This window comes from Sphingopyxis terrae subsp. terrae NBRC 15098, assembly GCF_001610975.1.
Classification (GTDB): domain Bacteria; phylum Pseudomonadota; class Alphaproteobacteria; order Sphingomonadales; family Sphingomonadaceae; genus Sphingopyxis; species Sphingopyxis terrae_A.
On sequence record NZ_CP013342.1, the window covers coordinates 3,641,456 to 3,658,240 of the forward strand.

The 16,785-nt window shown below is 63.8% G+C and carries 21 protein-coding genes; 9 read left to right on the plus strand and 12 right to left on the minus strand.

Going from position 1 to position 16,785, the window contains the following annotated elements; translation table 11 throughout:
• Positions 1-137 precede the first annotated feature (137 nt).
• The 6 genes from leuA (at position 138) to AOA14_RS17375 (ending at position 3,447) form a co-directional block, all read left to right on the plus strand.
• Entirely contained in the window at positions 138-1,802 is a 1,665-nt protein-coding gene (gene leuA, locus AOA14_RS17355) for a 2-isopropylmalate synthase (protein ID WP_062902709.1), read from the plus strand.
• A 146-nt stretch (positions 1,803-1,948) separates the two neighbouring features.
• Positions 1,949-2,167 (plus strand): hypothetical protein, encoded by a 219-nt coding sequence (locus AOA14_RS17360; RefSeq protein WP_062902710.1) that lies wholly within the window; start codon positions 1,949-1,951, stop codon positions 2,165-2,167.
• Positions 2,168-2,470: 303 nt separating this feature from the next.
• Positions 2,471-2,677: a cold-shock protein gene (locus AOA14_RS17365; RefSeq protein ID WP_003047572.1), complete on the plus strand. Its 207-nt coding sequence runs from the start codon at positions 2,471-2,473 to the stop codon at positions 2,675-2,677.
• A 2-nt stretch (positions 2,678-2,679) separates the two neighbouring features.
• Positions 2,680-2,943: a translation initiation factor IF-1 gene (gene infA, locus AOA14_RS17370; protein WP_040590296.1), complete on the plus strand. Its 264-nt coding sequence runs from the start codon at positions 2,680-2,682 to the stop codon at positions 2,941-2,943.
• A gap of 80 nt (positions 2,944-3,023) precedes the next feature.
• A complete protein-coding gene (locus AOA14_RS19930; protein WP_156001238.1) occupies positions 3,024-3,191 on the plus strand; it encodes a hypothetical protein in 168 nt (55 codons plus the stop codon).
• Positions 3,192-3,228: 37 nt separating this feature from the next.
• A complete protein-coding gene (locus AOA14_RS17375) occupies positions 3,229-3,447 on the plus strand; it encodes a hypothetical protein (protein WP_062902711.1) in 219 nt (72 codons plus the stop codon).
• Between the two features lie 24 nt (positions 3,448-3,471).
• On the opposite strand, the gene AOA14_RS17380 is transcribed toward AOA14_RS17375, so the two are convergent.
• Positions 3,472-3,882, minus strand: a complete 411-nt coding sequence (locus tag AOA14_RS17380) for a nuclear transport factor 2 family protein (RefSeq protein WP_238929790.1) — start codon at positions 3,880-3,882, stop codon at positions 3,472-3,474.
• Between the two features lie 125 nt (positions 3,883-4,007).
• Here AOA14_RS17380 and AOA14_RS17385 point away from each other — a divergent pair, with 125 nt between their 5' ends.
• A complete protein-coding gene (locus tag AOA14_RS17385) occupies positions 4,008-4,460 on the plus strand; it encodes a MarR family winged helix-turn-helix transcriptional regulator (RefSeq protein ID WP_082819988.1) in 453 nt (150 codons plus the stop codon).
• A 12-nt stretch (positions 4,461-4,472) separates the two neighbouring features.
• Here AOA14_RS17385 and AOA14_RS17390 read toward each other — a convergent pair whose 3' ends face one another.
• On the minus strand, positions 4,473-4,769 hold the full coding sequence (locus tag AOA14_RS17390) for a hypothetical protein (RefSeq protein ID WP_186402269.1): 297 nt from the start codon (positions 4,767-4,769) through the stop codon (positions 4,473-4,475).
• Between the two features lie 377 nt (positions 4,770-5,146).
• On the opposite strand from AOA14_RS17390, the gene AOA14_RS17395 reads away from it, so the two are divergent.
• Complete coding sequence (locus tag AOA14_RS17395; RefSeq protein ID WP_062902714.1) at positions 5,147-6,124, plus strand: NAD(P)H-dependent flavin oxidoreductase; 978 nt, start codon at positions 5,147-5,149, stop codon at positions 6,122-6,124.
• On the opposite strand, the gene AOA14_RS17400 is transcribed toward AOA14_RS17395, so the two are convergent.
• The 9 genes from AOA14_RS17400 to ccmC all read right to left on the minus strand — a co-directional run bounded on the left by AOA14_RS17400 (position 6,121) and on the right by ccmC (position 13,522).
• Positions 6,121-6,345: a hypothetical protein gene (locus tag AOA14_RS17400; protein WP_062902715.1), complete on the minus strand. Its 225-nt coding sequence runs from the start codon at positions 6,343-6,345 to the stop codon at positions 6,121-6,123. The genes AOA14_RS17395 and AOA14_RS17400 overlap by 4 nt on opposite strands.
• Positions 6,346-6,624: 279 nt before the next feature.
• Complete coding sequence (locus AOA14_RS17405) at positions 6,625-8,586, minus strand: potassium transporter Kup (RefSeq protein WP_062902716.1); 1,962 nt, start codon at positions 8,584-8,586, stop codon at positions 6,625-6,627.
• A gap of 43 nt (positions 8,587-8,629) precedes the next feature.
• Complete coding sequence (locus tag AOA14_RS17410) at positions 8,630-9,280, minus strand: tetratricopeptide repeat protein (protein WP_062902717.1); 651 nt, start codon at positions 9,278-9,280, stop codon at positions 8,630-8,632.
• Positions 9,277-9,708 (minus strand): cytochrome c-type biogenesis protein, encoded by a 432-nt coding sequence (locus AOA14_RS17415; protein WP_062902718.1) that lies wholly within the window; start codon positions 9,706-9,708, stop codon positions 9,277-9,279. Before AOA14_RS17415 ends, AOA14_RS17410 begins: the two co-directional genes overlap by 4 nt.
• Positions 9,705-10,235 carry a DsbE family thiol:disulfide interchange protein gene (locus tag AOA14_RS17420; protein WP_062902719.1) on the minus strand — a complete coding sequence of 177 codons (531 nt, stop codon included), beginning with the start codon at positions 10,233-10,235 and terminating at the stop codon, positions 9,705-9,707. Before AOA14_RS17420 ends, AOA14_RS17415 begins: the two co-directional genes overlap by 4 nt.
• Entirely contained in the window at positions 10,232-12,199 is a 1,968-nt protein-coding gene (locus AOA14_RS17425) for a heme lyase CcmF/NrfE family subunit (protein WP_062902720.1), read from the minus strand. The genes AOA14_RS17420 and AOA14_RS17425 overlap by 4 nt, the downstream gene beginning before the upstream one ends.
• Positions 12,196-12,633: a cytochrome c maturation protein CcmE gene (ccmE, locus tag AOA14_RS17430; protein ID WP_062902721.1), complete on the minus strand. Its 438-nt coding sequence runs from the start codon at positions 12,631-12,633 to the stop codon at positions 12,196-12,198. The genes AOA14_RS17425 and ccmE overlap by 4 nt, the downstream gene beginning before the upstream one ends.
• Positions 12,630-12,785, minus strand: a complete 156-nt coding sequence (locus AOA14_RS19935; RefSeq protein WP_202988319.1) for a hypothetical protein — start codon at positions 12,783-12,785, stop codon at positions 12,630-12,632. Before AOA14_RS19935 ends, ccmE begins: the two co-directional genes overlap by 4 nt.
• Entirely contained in the window at positions 12,782-13,522 is a 741-nt protein-coding gene (gene ccmC, locus AOA14_RS17435; RefSeq protein WP_062902722.1) for a heme ABC transporter permease CcmC, read from the minus strand. The genes AOA14_RS19935 and ccmC overlap by 4 nt, the downstream gene beginning before the upstream one ends.
• 261 nt (positions 13,523-13,783) lie before the next feature.
• Here ccmC and AOA14_RS17440 point away from each other — a divergent pair, with 261 nt between their 5' ends.
• Complete coding sequence (locus tag AOA14_RS17440) at positions 13,784-16,336, plus strand: TonB-dependent receptor plug domain-containing protein (protein ID WP_082820070.1); 2,553 nt, start codon at positions 13,784-13,786, stop codon at positions 16,334-16,336.
• Between the two features lie 37 nt (positions 16,337-16,373).
• Here the strand turns inward: AOA14_RS17440 and AOA14_RS17445 are convergent, their stop codons facing one another.
• Positions 16,374-16,727, minus strand: a complete 354-nt coding sequence (locus tag AOA14_RS17445) for a YbaN family protein (RefSeq protein ID WP_058812693.1) — start codon at positions 16,725-16,727, stop codon at positions 16,374-16,376.
• Positions 16,728-16,785: the final 58 nt, after the last annotated feature.

Genomic DNA, 16,785 nt, shown 5'->3' on the forward strand with positions numbered 1-16,785 from the left:
GCCATGCGCGGCAACGCTCTTCTTCTTCTGCGACTTACACGCCCTTGGGCGTGACACTGGCTGCGCGTTAGTCGCGGCCACCCGCTCAAGGGTCCGATCGACACAGCCAGCCAATCCCAGCAGAAGAATTTCACCCCATGACCATGCTCCGCGACCCTTCGGTCAAATACCGCCCCTTTCCCCAGATTCCGCTGACCGATCGCCAGTGGCCCTCGCGCACGATCACGCGCGCGCCGATCTGGCTGTCGACCGATCTGCGCGACGGAAACCAGTCGCTGATCGATCCGATGGATGCCGAGAAAAAGACGCGCTTCTTCGACCTGCTCGTGCGCTGCGGGCTGAAGGAGATAGAGGTCGGCTTCCCCGCCTCGGGCGCGACCGATTTCGACTATATCCAGAACCTCGTCCGCTCGGGCCGCGTCCCCGATGACGTCACGCCGCAGGTGCTGACGCAGAGCCGCGCCGACCTCATTCGCACCAGCTTCGACAGCCTCGCGGGCGCGAAAACCGCGATCGTCCACGTTTACAACGCCGTCGCGCCCGCGTGGCGCAAGATCGTCTTTGGCATGGACAAGGCCGATATCAAGGCGATCGCCGTCGAAGGCGCGAAGCAGCTGCGCGACAATGCCGCGCGCCTGCCCGGCACCGACTGGCGCTTCGAATATAGCCCCGAATGCTTCTCGACGACCGAGATCGATTTCTCGATCGAGGTCTGCGCCGCGGTGATGGACATTCTCCAGCCCAGCGCCGACAAGCCGATCATCCTCAACCTGCCCGCGACGGTCGAGGCGGCGACCCCCAATATCTACGCCGACCAGATCGAATATTTCAGCAAGCATCTGCCGAACCGCGACGCCGCGCTGATCAGCCTGCACACGCACAACGACCGCGGCACCGGCGTCGCCGCGGCCGAGCTCGGCCTGCTCGCCGGCGCCGACCGCGTCGAAGGCTGCCTGTTCGGCAATGGCGAGCGCACCGGCAACACCTGCCTCGTCACCATCGCGCTCAACATGTACACGCAGGGCGTCGATCCCGAGCTGGATTTCTCGGACATCGATCAGGTCATCCAGACGGTCGAATATTGCAACAATATCCCCGTCCACCCGCGCCATCCCTATGGCGGCGATCTGGTCTACACCGCCTTTTCGGGCAGCCATCAGGACGCGATCAAGAAGGGTTTCGCCGCACGCGAACGCCAGAATGACGAAGCGTGGGAGGTGCCCTATCTGCCCATCGACCCCGCCGATCTGGGCCGCAGCTACGAAGCGGTGATCCGCGTCAACAGCCAGTCGGGCAAGGGCGGCGTCGCCTGGGTGCTTGAACAGGACAAGGGACTGAAGCTGCCCAAGAAGATGCAGGCGAGCTTCAGCCATGTCGTCCAGGCGCTCGCCGACGAAACGAGCCGCGAACTCGCCGCCGACGATATCTGGCAGGCGTTCGAACGCACCTATCTCGCCACCGAAGGCAAGCGCTTCCAGCTCGTCGACTGGTCGGAGACCCATTCGGGTGCCGACCGCATCTTCGCCGGCAAGCTAACCATCGACGGCACCGAACGCAGCGTAAGCGGCCGCGGCAACGGCCTGATGAGCAGCGTCATCGCTGCGCTCGCCGAATCCGGCGGCCCGCTGATGGACATCGTCGATTACAGCGAACACGCGATCGGCCAAGGCAGCAATGTGCAGGCCGCAGCCTATGTCGAATGCCGTACCGCCGACGGGAAAAGCCTGTTCGGCTGCGGCCTCGATACCGACGTGGCGACGGCGAGCGTGCGGGCGATACTTAGCGCGGCGAATGGGGCTTAAAGAAGTCATCCATCACTCGCCTCCTCGCAATCTCCCACTGGAAATCTCAGCTACAGCGGGCGAAGGTCGGCATGTCGCCGTCCGCCGCCTATCAGTTGAAACAGCGGCCCTAAGGGGCGACGTTTCGCATCGGCTGCGCGGCGGCGGTGCTGATTGCGCGGACGCGGCTCGCTGACGAGTTTCTCGACTGCGCGATCCGGGGGCATGACGAGCCGGTGGAGATGCTGCGCGAAGAGGGGCGCAGTTTTGCCAAGCGCCGCCGCACCGACGCGCGGCTCGACCGCATGGTCGAAACGCGGGCGCGCGCTAACGATCGCGCGGTCGGTCCGCCCCCCGCCGCCGGGCGCGCGGCGCACGCCACGTAAAACGGCGCCGCGCGGCTGAATAATGGCGAATATTGTGGCGATCGTGGAAAATAGAATGGCGCGTCTTGCTTATATTCCGCCGGCTCGGGATGACTTAAAATCGGGGGGCGTTGCGGCGCGCAATTTTACCGCCATTTGCGCGGCACCTTGACTTTTCGGGAACAATCCTCCATATCGGCCTCGCTAACGTCGCCTGCGACGGAATTTGACGGCCCCTTGGGGCAGACTCTTCCCTTCACACGCTACCAGCTCCTCCGGTGCTTTTGCCGGGGGATTCCCGTTTCTCGTGAAAGGAAACACCCTATGCCGATCGGCACCGTAAAATTCTTCAGCCAGGACAAGGGCTATGGCTTCATCGAAAATGAAGATGGCTCGGGCGACGCATTCGTCCACATCACCGCCGTCCAGAACGCCGGCATGACGACGTTGGACAAGGACCAGCGCGTCCAGTTCGAACTCGAAACCGGCAAGAACGGCAAGACGTCGGCAGTCAACCTCCAGTCGGCCTGATCTTGGCCAAAGAGGAAGTCATGACCTTCGAGGGGCAGATCAACGAGATCCTGCCCGACGGGCGCTTCGGCGTCACGCTCGAAAACGGTCATCGGCTCATCGTCTATACGGCGGGCCGGATGCGGCGTTTCCGCATCCGGTCGGTCGTCGGCGACGCCGTGCGCGTCGAAGTGACGCCCTATGACCTCAGCAAGGGCCGCCTTGTCTACCGCGAACGCGGCGGCGGGCCGGTTCCGCCCAGCCAGCGCAAACGGCGCGGGCTCTGATCCTTCAAGGATCAAACGATACGGGATCGGCGCAGTGGCGCCGGTCTCCAAAAACCACAACATTCAAAGCAAAGATAAAGATGATGACGAACTTCTATAACAACCCTTCGATTTTTCCCGCTCTGCCCGCGCTGTCGCTGGCCGGCCGGGCGCAGACGGCCCGGATTTCTCCGGCCCGCGCGCCGCGCCGCCGCCCGACGCTGTCGCGCCGCGAGCTTCGGCGCCTGATCGCCGATATGGTCGATTGATCGACCGTAACGGATAACCGTACAAGGAAGAGCAGCCATGTCGGCCACCACCGAATTCTACATCGCCCAGGCGGACAAGTGCCGCACCGATGCCGACGCATCGTCGTTGACGCAGGTGCGCGACCGCAATCTGCGCGCCGCCGCGGCGTGGCAGGCGATGGCCGACAAGCTGCTCCACTCCGAACGCCTGCGCGCCGAAAAGGAAGCGCGGGTCGTGGAGGAGGCTGAAGCCAGAACGACCGCGCCCGCGCCCTGACAGGTGCGCCGTGCGGGGCGCCGCTCAGCCGATGGTGCGCCACTCCTCATGCACGATTTCGCGGGCAATCCGTCCGCCGCGCATGTGAAAGACATGCACCAGCCGGAGCTCGACCCGCGCCCCGATCGCCACCGGTGCATTGACCATCCCGTCACCCGTCAGGCGAAAGCGCACCTTCATGTCATCGACGACGCGAGTTTCGGTGGCAAAACGGTCGAGCGGCTCCAGTTCGACCTCGGCCAGCGAGGCGAACATGCGGCGGTAATTGGCCTCGATTGCCGACTTGCTGTCGAGATATAGCCCCCGTCCCGGCACTTCCAGGACGATGTCATCGGTATAAAGATCCATCACCGACGCCGGATCGCGCGCCTCATTCTCGATATGCTCCGCCGCCACCGCCAGATTGCGGGCCACCATCGCGTCGCTGCGGTCCATCGCGGCCACCACCTGCTCCATTGCCGTCACTTTCTATCACAGCCTCCGGCGGATCGCCGATATAGGCAGTTATTCTGTCTAATAGCGCAATAGACAGTTAATCTGTCTTGTGTCAAGAGGCTGCAATGACCGAAAATCTCCCTCCCCCGCCATCCGGCGACGGCCAACGCCTCGCTCAGCTCTTCCACCTTGCCTACGACCGGCTGCGCACCCGCATCTACGGCCAGGCCCGCGACGCCGGCTTCGCCGACCTCCGCCCCGCTCACTCCAGCCTGCTACGCAACATCGACCCCGCCGGGTCGCGGGTCGTCGACCTCGCCGAGCGGGCCGGCATGACGAAACAGAGCATGGCCTATCTGACCGACAGCCTGGCCAAACTCGGCTATGTCGCCGTCGGCGCCGATCCCGACGACGGGCGAGCGAAACGGGTTGTGCTTACCGAACGAGGCAAAGCCGCGGTCGACACCCTTGCCCGTCTAAGCCGCGAGGCCGAGGCCGAACTGACGAAAACGCTGGGCGAAACGGAAATGATGCGGCTTCACGCCACGATGCGCCAGCTGGTCGCAGCGCTCCACTGATGCAGCGCCGGACTAATCGACCGACCAGTAATCCGCGGCCCCCAGTGCCCCGCCGCGGCGGCAGATGAGCACGCCTTCACCATCACTAAGCTCGGCCCAGCTACCAACCGGCTCGCTCTCAGCTAGGGCTAGCGCTGCAACGAGATCTGCCGCCTCGAAAGCGACGTGCTTCTCGATGCCGAACCATCGATCTTCGTAACGCAGGACGTATGTGTTTGGCGGCGGCATAGCGGGCGCATCACCGGCCGGTCGCGGCAGGCAGTCGCAACCGCCGCGCGGCACACCGTTATTTGGGGAGGGGATAGGCATGGTATAAATCCTTCGGCGGGGGGAAACGAAGGGGTCCGGCAGGCTTGTCAGGCCAGCCCGCGACCTGGGCAGGGCAATATCTCGACGCGCGAACTCCGAATCGCATACCGCCCAACCGGCACACGCTTAGTCCAACTTATAGAAAGATAGAGATATTTTTGCTTTATCTACTAAGCATCGTCTCTTCGACGGGCCGACGCTGCGGCTCGACGAACGACGGCACCATCCTTCCAAACAACGGCGCAAGTCTGTCTTGATGCCCAACACGCTCGGTGCCCCCAGACGCGGCCACGCCAAGCAGAGCGCGGCGCTTCATGCTTGCGCCACCTTCCGTTTACGTTAGGGTAAGCTCAAGACCATCTTGGAGAGACTGATTCATGGCCCTTCCCCCGATTTTCGACCGCCTGCGCCTGCCCGTCATCGGCTCGCCGCTGTTTATCGTTTCGGGCCCCGATCTGGTCATCGCGCAGTGCAAGGCGGGGATCGTCGGCAGCTTCCCGGCCCTCAACGCCCGGCCGCAATCGCTGCTGGACGAGTGGCTCCACCGCATCACCGAGGAATTGGCGGCGTGGGATCGCGCCAACCCCGACCGGCTGTCAGCCCCCTTTGCCGTGAATCAGATCGTTCACCGCTCGAACGATCGGCTCGAGGCGGATATTGCAACCTGCGAAAAATGGAAGGTGCCGATCACCATCACCTCATTGGGCGCCCGGGAGGAATTGAACCAGGCGGTCCACGGGTGGGGCGGCATCACCTTGCACGACGTCATCGACGACCGCTTCGCGCGCAAGGCGATCGAAAAGGGCGCCGACGGACTGATCCCCGTTGCCGCGGGCGCCGGCGGCCATGCCGGCACCCAGTCGCCCTTTGCGCTGGTGCAGGAAATCCGCGAATGGTTCGATGGCCCGGTGGCGCTTTCGGGCGCCATTGCCCACGGTCGCTCGATCCTCGCTGCCCAGGCGTGCGGCGCCGACCTGGCCTATATAGGCAGCGCTTTCATCGCCGCTGCCGAAGCCAATGCCGACGACGGCTACAAGAACGGTATCGTCGAAGGGCGCGCGGCCGACATTGTTTATTCAAACCTCTTCACCGGCGTGCACGGAAATTATCTGCGCCAGTCGATCGTGGCCGCGGGGATGGATCCCGACAATCTGCCGGAAGGCGACGTCAAGACGATGAACTTCGGGTCTGGCGGCAACACCAAGGCGAAGGCATGGAAGGATATCTGGGGCTCGGGTCAGGGGATCGCCTCGGTCCGCGGCGTGCGCCCGGTCGCCGAATTCGTCGCTGAACTCGAAGCGCAATATCAGGACGCATGGTCCGAATTGCAGGGCAAGGTGCGGCTCCAAGGCTAACCGAACAGCCGCGTGATCGCTTCGTCAAGATATGGGCGATCCGCGAACAAGCGCATGGGATCGCGCCGGTTAAAGCCGGTGCCACGGCGGTCGGTGAGCGCGCGGCGCAAGCTGTCCTGCAGCAACGCCAGACGCATCGCGGCCGTGCGCCGTGCCGCGGGGGCGTCGCGATTGATCTGCCGCTCGAAACATATCCGGATCCTATCGACCCGCGCCGTCATCACATCATGATAACCATGGTGAGGGCCGCGGCTTTTGGGCATGGCCGCACGACAGCGCCAGCGGCTCCGAGCGAGGCCCCGTATGACTCAGCGCGACTTCGGCGCCCGCCGGCAGGGTCGAAAAGTCAGTTCCCGCAATCAGCGCGAAGGGCGCCGGCGCGGCGGGCCGTAACGAGGCGGAGCTAATCCCTGCTTGCATGTCGCGCGTCCCGATGGGTTCGCCCCAGCATCGCACGACGCGCGCCGATGTTCAGACGCCTGTCTGTTCAGAGCTGACGATCAGATGGCAACCTGGCTTCCCAGTTCGACCACGCGGTTGGTCGGCAGACGGAAATACTCCATCGCGCTTTCCGAATTGCGCAGCATCCATGCGAACAGCTTTTCGCGCCAGATCGGCATGCCGGGCTTCTTGGCGGCAATCAGCGTCTGACGCGACAGGAAGAAGCTCGTCTCGATCATCTTGAATTCGCCGCCGCACGCGGTCGTGCGTTTCAGCGCATCGGGCACGTCGACCGGCTGCATGAAACCATAGTGCAGGATCAGGCGGTGAAATCCCTGCCCCAGATCGTCAAGCTGGCAGAGTTTCGTTTCCGGCACGAACGGCACGTCGGCAATCTTGATCGTCAACAGGATGATGCGTTCGTGCAGCACCTTGTTGTGCTTCAGATTGTGAAGCAGAGCGTGCGGCACCCCATCGGAGGTCGACGTCATGAAGACAGCGGTGCCCGGAACGCGCGTTGCGCTGTTCGCCGCGGACTTCACGAACACCGGGATCGGCATCGCGCTTTCCGCCATTTCCTGCTGCATCAGCTTGCGGCCGCGGGACCAGGTCGTCAACATGGTGAAGATCGTCAGACCGATCACCAGCGGCACCCAGCCGCCATCGGGCACCTTGATCAGATTGGCGCCGAAATAGGCGACATCGACGATAAAGAATACCGCGAGCACGGGCAGCGCTTTCCACGCCGGCCAGCGCCACAGGCTGAACAGCACCACGCTCATCAGACAGGTGTCGATGAACATCGCGCCGGTCACGGCGATACCATAAGCCGCAGCCAGATTGCTCGACGAACCGAAGAACAGCACGAGCAGAATGACCATGACCATCAGGCCCCAATTGACGACGGGAATGTAAATCTGCCCCTGCGCCGACGCACTGGTATGTTCGACCCGCAGGCGCGGCACGAAACCGAGCTGGATGGCCTGCTGCGTCAACGAAAAGGCGCCCGAAATGACGGCCTGACTGGCAATGATCGTCGCCAGCAGCGCGAGCAGCACGACGGGGACGCGCCACGCGTCGGGCATCATCAGGAAGAAGGGATCCTGGATCAGTTGCGCCGTAGGTGCGACCTGTCCGGCAAGCACCATCGCGCCCTGCCCCATGTAATTGAGCATCAGCGCGGGTAGTACGAAACACAACCAGCTCAGCCCGATCGGCGCGCGGCCGAAATGGCCCATGTCGGCATAGAGCGCCTCCGCCCCCGTTACCGCGAGGACGACGGCTCCAAGCGCGATGAAGGCGGTGAAGCCGTCATAATAGAAAAAGCGCATCGCGTTGATGGGGTTCAGCGTGTGCATGACGATCGTCGGATGATCGACGATATGCATGACGCCCAACACCGCGAGCATCAGGAAGTAGCCGAGCATGATCGGCCCGAAAAGCATCCCGACCTTCGCGGTTCCGCGCGACTGGATCGCAAAGAGGCCGATCAGGATCGCAAGCGCGATCGGAACGATATAGGGTTCGAAACCGCGGCTGACATATTGCAGCCCCTCGGTAGCCGACAACACCGACATCGCCGGAGTGATCATGCTGTCGCCGTAAAAGAGCGCGGTGGCAAAAACGCCGAGCAAAACGATCGGCCAGGTCCAGCGAGCACCGCCCGACGAGCGACTTATCAGCGCGAGCAGCGCCAGACTGCCCCCCTCGCCCTTGTTGTCGGCTTTCATGATCGTCATCACATATTTGAAAGTGACGACCAGCATCATCGACCAGAAGACGAGACTGAGCACGCCATAGATGTGCAGCTGGTCGGCTTCGATCGAATGATGGCCGGCGAAGGTTTCGCGGAAAGCGTAGAGCGGGCTGGTGCCGATATCGCCGAAAACGACGCCGACGGCGCCGACCGCCAGCTTCAGCGTGCCGTCACCGTGATGGCCGTGACCCGTTTGGCCCGCTTCGATTCCGGTGGGCGCGGCGCTTTCGGCGCTTGCCTGACCCTGTTGCGACTCGACAGTCATTGGCGCGCCTTAGACCAGCGGGAGAGACAGGAATAGCATTGAATCAAGGCCCGGTCGGCGCATCGGGGGACAGGTCCGGCCCCATCGCCTGTCGCAATTGGGCCAGCCGCATCTCGAGGTCCGCGCGCCACGGCGCATCGGGCGGGGTGCGCGCCAGAAGCTGGCTCCATACCGCGTCCGCACCCTTCAGATCGCCGCTCTGCGCCATCGCAAGGCCTGCAAAGAAAGGCGGCGCGGGATGGTTCGGGTCGCGCTTTGCGGCCTCATCGAACGCGAGCGCGGCGGCGGGCGACATCACGCCGCCGCCATGCGCAACAAGCGCATTGCCCAAGCCGACCCAAAGATCGACATTGTCGGGATAACGCTCCAGCCCCTTTTCAAGCGTTTGCGCAGCCAGCGCCGTCTTGCCGGTTCGCGCAAAGCCGTCCGACATCGCGATCCATTGTGCGGCCGGTCCAAAACGGTCGGCCATACCCTGCTGACGATCGGTGATCGCCTCGCCGAACCCTTCAAGCTGTTCGGGCGCCACGATCGGCTTGCCGGGCAAGGATGGGCTACCCTGCAGAGCATAACCGGCGACGCCCACCATGACCGCAGCGACAGCAAGCGGCCGAGCCGCCGCCGGCAGCTTGCCGAACAAGAAGATGGCGCCCAGCGTGACCAAGCCGACAAGCAATATCCACATCCAGATCATGGAGCGTTCTCCGCATCGCCTGCGTCGCGGCGGAAACGCCCGAAGGCCAGCCATCCTCCGAGCAACAGGAAAGCGAGCGGGCCGAGCCACAACAGGGCGGTGGCCGCATCGAACGGCGGATCGTAACTGACCCAATTGCCATAGCGCGCCACCAGCCATTGGCGGATCGCATCGGGGCTTTCTCCCGCGGCAATCTTGGTGCGCACCTCATGCCGCATGTCGCCGGCGAGCGGCGCATCGCTGTCGGCGATCGACTGCCCCTGGCAGACGAGGCAGCGCAACGTTTCCATAAGTGCCTTGGCTTTTTCTTCCTGCGCGGGATCGGGAAGCTGCTGATAGGCATAGGGCGCCGGCGGCAGGCGATCCTGCGCGGCCGCAGGCGCAGCGGCCAGAACAAGCGAGGCGAGCAGGATGGTCCAGCCCCTCACTTCATCTTCTCCAGCTTGGCGACGATTTGCGGCACCTGTTCCTGAAGGATTACGCCCTGTATCTGTTCACGGATGATCCCCTTGCCGTCGATCAGGAAGGTTTCGGGGACGCCCGACGAGCCGAGCGCGATCTGGACGCTGCTTTGCACATCCGACCCGATGCGGTCGAAGGGATTGCCGTTTTCCCGCAGGAATTGCGCCACATCGTCGGGCCGGTCGCGGATCGCGATGCCGTCGATCGGAACGCCCGCGGCCTTCAGCGCCTCAAGCTGCGGCGCCTCGGCACGGCACGGGATGCACCAGCTGGCAAAGACGTTGACGAGGCGCGGCCGCCCGTCGGCGAGGTCGCTGCTTTTCAGGCCCTCGACGCCGGCGGTTGCGGGCGGCAGGTCGAACAACGGCATCGGCTTGTTGATCCACTGCGACTGGATCAGCGTTTCGGGCGGAGTCGTCAGGCGATAGATGAAGGCCCCAAACAGCAGCGCGGTAATCGCCAAAGGTACGAACAGGATCCAGCGGGTCTTCATGCGTAGCGTCCCTCGGCCTTGCGCGCGCGGTGACTGTGCCACAGGGCCAGCAATTGCGCACGGCCGAGCAGCGACAGCGCCGCGCCGATCGCGATCAATGCCCCACCCAGCCAGATCCACCAGACGAGCGGCTTCCACCACAGGCGAAGCTGGTAGCGGTCGGCGCGGCCATCGGCGCCCGTGACCGGCTGGCCGAGCACGGCATAAAGCTGTCCGCCCGGCCGCGTCAGCAATGCGGCCTCATTGGTTTCGGTTGGCGCGCCGCCCATCAGGCCCGGAAAAGTTCGCGCCTCGGGCCGCAGGGTGAAGCTGTGTCCGGAGGGCGTTGTCGCGATCAGCGTTCCTTCGACCGCGGTGTAATTGGGGCCAGCGATCGGGCGGACGCCGACGAACTTCACCGTGAAATCATCGACGGTGACCGTCTCGCCCGGCGCCGCAGCCACCAGCCGTTCCTTGATGAAAGCGCTTTCGGCGGCCATCCCGGCAAGCGCGACCGCGACGCCGAAGTGCGCGATCACCATGCCCCATGTCGGCAGCGGCGTCCGGCGCAGATTGCGGCCCCACAGTGGCGCCAGGCTGGCAACCGCGACAATCCCGGCGACCGTCATGCCAAGCAGCGGCAGCACGCCGACCTTGCCGCCGAACAGGATCAGGCCGAACAGCACCGCCGACCCGGCAAGAATCGCGGCAGGAAGTCGCGACCACAGCTTGCGCCCGTCGTCCTTGCGCCAGGCGAGTAGCGGACCGGCCACCATGACCAGACACAGGATCAGCGCAAGCGGGCCCGCAACCTTGTTATAATAGGGCGGTCCGACCGAAATCTTTTCGCCCATGGCCTCAGCCACGATCGGATAGAGCGTACCGAGCAGCACGAGCGCAAGGATCGTCGTGAGCAGCAGATTGTTGATGACGAGCGACCCCTCGCGACTGAGCAGCGCGAATTTCTTGCCTTCGGCGACGCTGCTGGCGCGCAACGCGAACAGCGTCAATGCGCCGCCGATGTAGATCGCCATCAGCGCGAGCAGGAAGGTTCCGCGTTCGGGGTCGACGGCAAAGCTGTGCACGCTGGTCAGCAGGCCCGACCGCACGATGAACGTGCCGACCATTGACATCGAGAAAGCGACAACCGCCAGCATCACCGTCCATGCGCGCAACGCGTTGCGCGTCGCGGTCACGCTCACCGAGTGGAGCAGCGCCGCGCCTGCAAGCCACGGGATGAGCGACACATTTTCAACCGGGTCCCAGAACCACCAGCCGCCCCAGCCCAGCTCGTAATAGGCCCAATAGCTGCCGGCGGTAATTCCCAGAGTCAGGAAAATCCAGCTTCCCAAGACCCACGGCCGCATGGCGCGCGCGAAGGCCGGGCCGATCTCGCGCGTGATCAGCGCGCCGACCGCAAAGCTGAAGGCGACCGACAAACCGACGTAGCCGACGTAAAGCGTCGGCGGGTGAAAGGCGAGCCCGGGATCCTGCAACAGCGGGTTCAGCCCCTGCCCGTCGGGCGGCGCGATCGGCAGCCGCTTGAAGGGGTTCGATGAAAAGAGCAGAAACGCAAAAAAGCCGAGGCTCAGCGCTGCCTGCGCGGCAAGCGTTGCGACCAGCGTATCCTCGCGCAGCCGCTTTTCGAAGATCGCAACGAGCGCGCCCGACAGGCCGAGGATCGTGAGCCACAGGAGCATCGACCCTTCATGATTGCCCCAGGCGCCCGCGACCTTGAACAGCATCGGCTTCAAACTGTGGCTGTTGCGCGCCACCAGTTCGACCGACATGTCGGACCGCACGAAAAGCGCGATCAGCATCGCGAAAGCCGCCGCGGTCAAAACGCCCTGCGCGACGCTCGCCGGCCGGACGAGGGCCGCAAGATCGCCTTTGCCGCTCCGCAGATAGAGGCTGCCCGCGACGAGCGACAGGCAGGCGAGCGCCGCAGCCATCCACAACAGCGCGAGACCCAGTTCGGCGATCATGCTTTCGGCGCTGCTTTCATAGCCTTGGGCATATCGCCCATTTGCGGCGGCATATAGCGTTCGTCATGCTTGGCCAGGATACGGTCGGCCACAAAGGTGCCATCGGCCCGCATCCGGCCGTCGGCGACCATTCCGGCATTTTCGGCAAACAGATCGGGCACGATGCCCTTATATTCGACGGGGATCGATGCCTTTCCGTCGGTGGCGACGAAGCGGATCGTCACGCCGTCGGGCTGATGCCTGATGCTGCCGGCCGCCACCATTCCGCCCAGCCGCATTGCTTCGCCCACTTCGGCTTTGCCCGCTTGAATTTCGGCAGGCGTGCGGAAATAGGCCGCCTCGTCGCGCAGCGCGCTCGCCGCGAGAACCCCCGCGCCGCCGACGCCGCACAGCGCCACCGCCGCCAGGATCAGTCGTTGATGTTTCGCCTTCATGTCCGGTCCCTGCGCAGCGCAGCGCTGCGCTTTTCAGCCTTCGTCATCGTCCGCCAGCTATGCCAGACCACCGCTCCGGTCAGGAGCGCGGTCAGCATATAGGCAGCCGCGACATAGGCCCATTGGCCGTCTCCGGTTATGACGCCGGTCAAAATTCGGTCCCCTCATCGTCCGCCAACCGGCGCAGGCGCGCCGCGACGCGATTGTCGGCAATGATCCGCCGCATGCGCATCAATACGATCGCCCCGAATAGCAGCGAAAATCCGGCCAAGGTCAAGCCCAGCGGCCACAACAGGCTGCCGTCGATGCTCGATCCGCGCATGGTGATGCTCGGCCCTTGATGCAGGCTGTTCCACCACACGACGCTGCGATTGATGATCGGGATGTTGATCGCGCCGACCAGCGCATAAATCGCCGCACCGCGCGAAAGCGTTCCGCCCTGCCGCTCGCTTTCGTCGCCCGTCGTCAACGCGACGAAACCGGCATAGAGAAAGAGCAGCACGAGCATCGACGTCATGCGGCCGTCCCATTCCCACCAGGTCCCCCAGGTCGGCTTTCCCCAGATCGATCCGGTCGCGAGACACAGTGCGGTGAACAGCATGCCAGGAACCGCGATCGCGCGCGCCGCAATCCCTGCCAGCGGGTGCCGCCACACGAGCTGCACCAATCCTGCAAGAGCGAGCGACGTCCAGCCCCCCATGCCGAGCCAGGCGGCGGGAACATGAACATAGAGAATGCGCGCCGTCTCGCCCTGCTTCGCTTCGCCCGGCACCATCGTCAGTCCGGCCCATGCCCCGGCGAACAAGAACGCCAGTCCCAGCCACAGCAGCCACGGCGTCAGCGGACGCGCAATGGCCAGAAAACGGGTCGGATTCGCATAGGCGTGCATCGCGCGCCGAGCCTTAGGCGAGCGCACGGCCGCGGTCTAGACAATTGACGCCATCGGCGTCGCGCACGAATGATATCGATAGCAATGGTGGGAAGACATAAAATTACTTAGCATGCGGCGATTGTGTGGCTCAATTGCCACATATGTCACCAAAACGAAATAATAGCGCCCCGCTCGGCCGCGTGAGGGGTGGAAGCGTCGGCATTTCTCATCAAACCTGTGCAGGTCGTTTCTAGGGGCAATCAACAGGGAAAGATGACCATGAAAAACACGACCCAATTATCGAGTCTCGCGCTCGCCACCGCTCTTGTCGCAAGCGGTTGGACTGCACCGGCTTTCGCCCAGGAAGGCGCCAACGACGCGGATGCGAACGAAACGATCATCGTAACCGGCACCCGCCGGACCGACCGGACGATCGCCGACAGCACCGTGCCGATCGACGTGATCTCGAGTGAATCGCTGCAGAATAGCGGGACGACCGAAACGAACCGGCTGCTCAACCAGCTCGTTCCTTCGTTCAATTTCCCTCAGCCGTCGCTGACCGACGGCACGGACTCGCTGCGTCCGGCCACGCTGCGCGGCCTCGCGCCCGATCAGGTGCTCGTGCTCGTGAACGGCAAGCGCCGCCATCTTTCGTCGCTGCTCAACCTGAATGGCTCGATCGGACGCGGCTCGGCGGGCGTCGACATGAACACGATTCCGCCGCTGGCAATCGAGCGTATCGAGGTGCTGCGCGACGGCGCGTCCTCGCAATATGGCTCGGACGCGATTGCGGGCGTTATCAACATCCAGCTCAAGAAAAGCGTCGGGGGCCGTGCGCAGATCAGCTTCGGCAAATATATCACGACGATGGAGGATGTCGCGCAGGTCGCCAGCGTCGCACCGACGACGGGCGCGTCCGACGATCCGGCAATCACCTACACGGGCGAGGATCGCAAGCGCCGCGACGGCGACACCTGGACCATCGGGACCAATATAGGCCTGCCGATCGGCGATGCGGGCTATTTCAACTTCACGGCCGAATATAAGGACCGTTCGCCGACCAACCGCTCGGGCCCCGATTTGCGGCGCAACTATGCCGCTGCAGGGGATCCGCGCGAGGTGACCTTCAACCGCTACGAACACCGCTTCGGCGATGGCGAATCGAAGGACATGAACTTCTTCTTCAACGCCGGGATGGATGTTGGCGAAAGCTTTGAGCTCTACAGCTTCGGTAGTTACGGCATCCGTGACGCCAATGGCGCGGGCTTCTATCGCCGCTCGCTCGACTCGCGCAACGCCGACTGGGACAATGGCGGCCAGCCAATCTATCCCGACGGCTTCCTGCCGCTGATTACCAGCACCATTCAGGATATCGCCATCGCCGGCGGGCTGCGCGGCGAAACCGCAGGCTGGAATCTGGACCTGTCGGTCAACTATGGATCGAACCGGCTCGACTATGGCGTCGAGAACAGCGTCAACACCTCGCTCGGCAGCCTGAACAGCCCGCGCAAGTTCGACGCAGGCGGTCTCCGCTCGGGGCAAACCTCGGTCAACCTCGACGCAAGCCGTGACCTGAACCTCGGTATCGGCAGCACCACGCTGGCGCTCGGCGCGGAATGGCGGAACGAGAATTACCGCATCGTTCCGGGGCAGCTCGAAAGCTATATCGCCGGCCCTTACACCTTCTCCAACGGCGCGGCGCCGGGTTCGCAGGTGTTCCCCGGCTTTTCGCCGACCACCGCGATCGACAAGTCCCGCGACAGCTTTGCCGGCTATCTCGAACTCGATGCCGATATCAGCGATATGTTCAACGTCCAGGCCGCCGGCCGCTACGAACATTTCTCGGACTTCGGCGACACGGTGAACGGGAAGCTTGCGGCGCGGTTCGAGCCCATCGACGGTCTCGCTTTCCGCGGGTCGGTTTCGACCGGTTTCCGCGCACCGGGGATGGCCCAGCAGTTCTTCTCGACCACCTCGACGAACAATGTGAACGGGACGCTGATCGAGATCGGCACCTTCCCGGTTGCATCGCCGATTGCCGTCGCACTCGGGGCGCAGCCGCTGAAGCCGGAAAAATCGGTCAACTTCGGCGGCGGCTTCGCCTTCAACATGGTTCGCGGACTCAGCCTGACAGTCGATTATTACCGCATCAAGATCAACGATCGCATCACGCTCACCGAAAACCTGCAGGGCGCAGACGTCGTCGCGATCCTTCAGGCAGCCAATGTGCAGGGCACATCGGCACGCTTCTTCATCAACGGAATCGACACCCGCACGCAGGGTGTCGATATCGTCGGAAGCTATCGCCTGCCCGATTTCGGGATCGGCAAGGTTACGCTCACTGCCGGCTATAATCTCAACGATACCAAGATCACCGATCGCCGAACGTTCAGCGGCTTTACGGCGCAGCGGCTGTTCGCTCGCCCCGAAAGCTTCCGCCTGACCGACGGCCAGCCCTCGAACAAGCTGAACGTCGGGGTCGATTGGGAGGCGGGTCCCGCCGGCATGACGCTCCGTGCCAATCGCTATGGCAAGGTCTTTCTGCCCGGCCCCAGCCTCGACATCACCATCCCGAAGGGTGCCGCTCCTGGCGATATCACCCTGACCCCGAAATGGGTTGTCGATCTGGAGTTCCGCTTCCGCCCGATCCAGCCGGTGCAGATCGCCGTCGGTGCCAATAATCTGCTCGACGAATATCCGGACCGCCTGCCGTTCGGGGTTGTCGATGGCTATAACTATGGCCTGAACAACAGCTTCCTGCCCTATTCGTCGCAGTCGCCGTTCGGCTTCAGCGGTCGCTTCGTCTATGGGCGTGTGTCGGTCGACTTCTAAGCTCGGACGACATTGCTGAAAGGGACAAGGCCGGGGGCTATGCCTCCGGCCTTGTCCATATCCAGCTTCCCGTTACGACGGCCGCGATGATCGGCGCCATCATCCACGGCCAGGGCGCAAAGAGCAGCGCCAGCGCAATGCTGAAAACAAAGGCGGCACTTGCGGCAAGCTTGCCGCGACGGCTGATCGCTCCCTTCTCGCGCCATGCAACAATATGGTGTCCGAAGGTCGGATGCGTGAGCAGCCAGGCCTCGAGCCGCGGTGACGAGCGCGCGAAACAGAAGGCGGCAAGGATCACGAAAGGCACGGTCGGCAGCAGCGGCAGAAACGCGCCGAGCGCGCCGAGCCCCAATGAGGCCCATCCCGAAACCAGATAGAAATGCCGCTTCATGGGAGCGGCTTAGCGCGTTTTCGCGCGCACGCCATCCCATGTTGCAACCAGCCGCTGG

What these genes read in the sequence shown, in the direction of transcription:
- AOA14_RS17445 (WP_058812693.1), bottom strand. Translation starts at nt 16,727, where the DNA reads ATGAAGCGGCATTTCTATCTGGTTTCGGGATGGGCCTCATTGGGGCTC.
- AOA14_RS17385 (WP_082819988.1), top strand. Translation starts at nt 4,008, where the DNA reads ATGACCGAAAATCTCCCTCCCCCGCCATCCGGCGACGGCCAACGCCTC.
- AOA14_RS17390 (WP_186402269.1), bottom strand. Translation starts at nt 4,769, where the DNA reads ATGCCTATCCCCTCCCCAAATAACGGTGTGCCGCGCGGCGGTTGCGAC.
- AOA14_RS17420 (WP_062902719.1), bottom strand. Translation starts at nt 10,235, where the DNA reads ATGAAGACCCGCTGGATCCTGTTCGTACCTTTGGCGATTACCGCGCTG.
- AOA14_RS17375 (WP_062902711.1), top strand. Translation starts at nt 3,229, where the DNA reads ATGTCGGCCACCACCGAATTCTACATCGCCCAGGCGGACAAGTGCCGC.
- ccmC (WP_062902722.1), bottom strand. Translation starts at nt 13,522, where the DNA reads ATGCACGCCTATGCGAATCCGACCCGTTTTCTGGCCATTGCGCGTCCG.
- AOA14_RS17365 (WP_003047572.1), top strand. Translation starts at nt 2,471, where the DNA reads ATGCCGATCGGCACCGTAAAATTCTTCAGCCAGGACAAGGGCTATGGC.
- AOA14_RS17410 (WP_062902717.1), bottom strand. Translation starts at nt 9,280, where the DNA reads ATGATCTGGATGTGGATATTGCTTGTCGGCTTGGTCACGCTGGGCGCC.
- AOA14_RS17425 (WP_062902720.1), bottom strand. Translation starts at nt 12,199, where the DNA reads ATGATCGCCGAACTGGGTCTCGCGCTGTTGTGGATGGCTGCGGCGCTC.
- AOA14_RS17400 (WP_062902715.1), bottom strand. Translation starts at nt 6,345, where the DNA reads ATGACGGCGCGGGTCGATAGGATCCGGATATGTTTCGAGCGGCAGATC.
- leuA (WP_062902709.1), top strand. Translation starts at nt 138, where the DNA reads ATGACCATGCTCCGCGACCCTTCGGTCAAATACCGCCCCTTTCCCCAG.
- AOA14_RS17395 (WP_062902714.1), top strand. Translation starts at nt 5,147, where the DNA reads ATGGCCCTTCCCCCGATTTTCGACCGCCTGCGCCTGCCCGTCATCGGC.
- AOA14_RS19930 (WP_156001238.1), top strand. Translation starts at nt 3,024, where the DNA reads ATGATGACGAACTTCTATAACAACCCTTCGATTTTTCCCGCTCTGCCC.
- AOA14_RS17405 (WP_062902716.1), bottom strand. Translation starts at nt 8,586, where the DNA reads ATGACTGTCGAGTCGCAACAGGGTCAGGCAAGCGCCGAAAGCGCCGCG.
- ccmE (WP_062902721.1), bottom strand. Translation starts at nt 12,633, where the DNA reads ATGAAGGCGAAACATCAACGACTGATCCTGGCGGCGGTGGCGCTGTGC.
- AOA14_RS17440 (WP_082820070.1), top strand. Translation starts at nt 13,784, where the DNA reads ATGAAAAACACGACCCAATTATCGAGTCTCGCGCTCGCCACCGCTCTT.
- AOA14_RS17380 (WP_238929790.1), bottom strand. Translation starts at nt 3,882, where the DNA reads ATGGACCGCAGCGACGCGATGGTGGCCCGCAATCTGGCGGTGGCGGCG.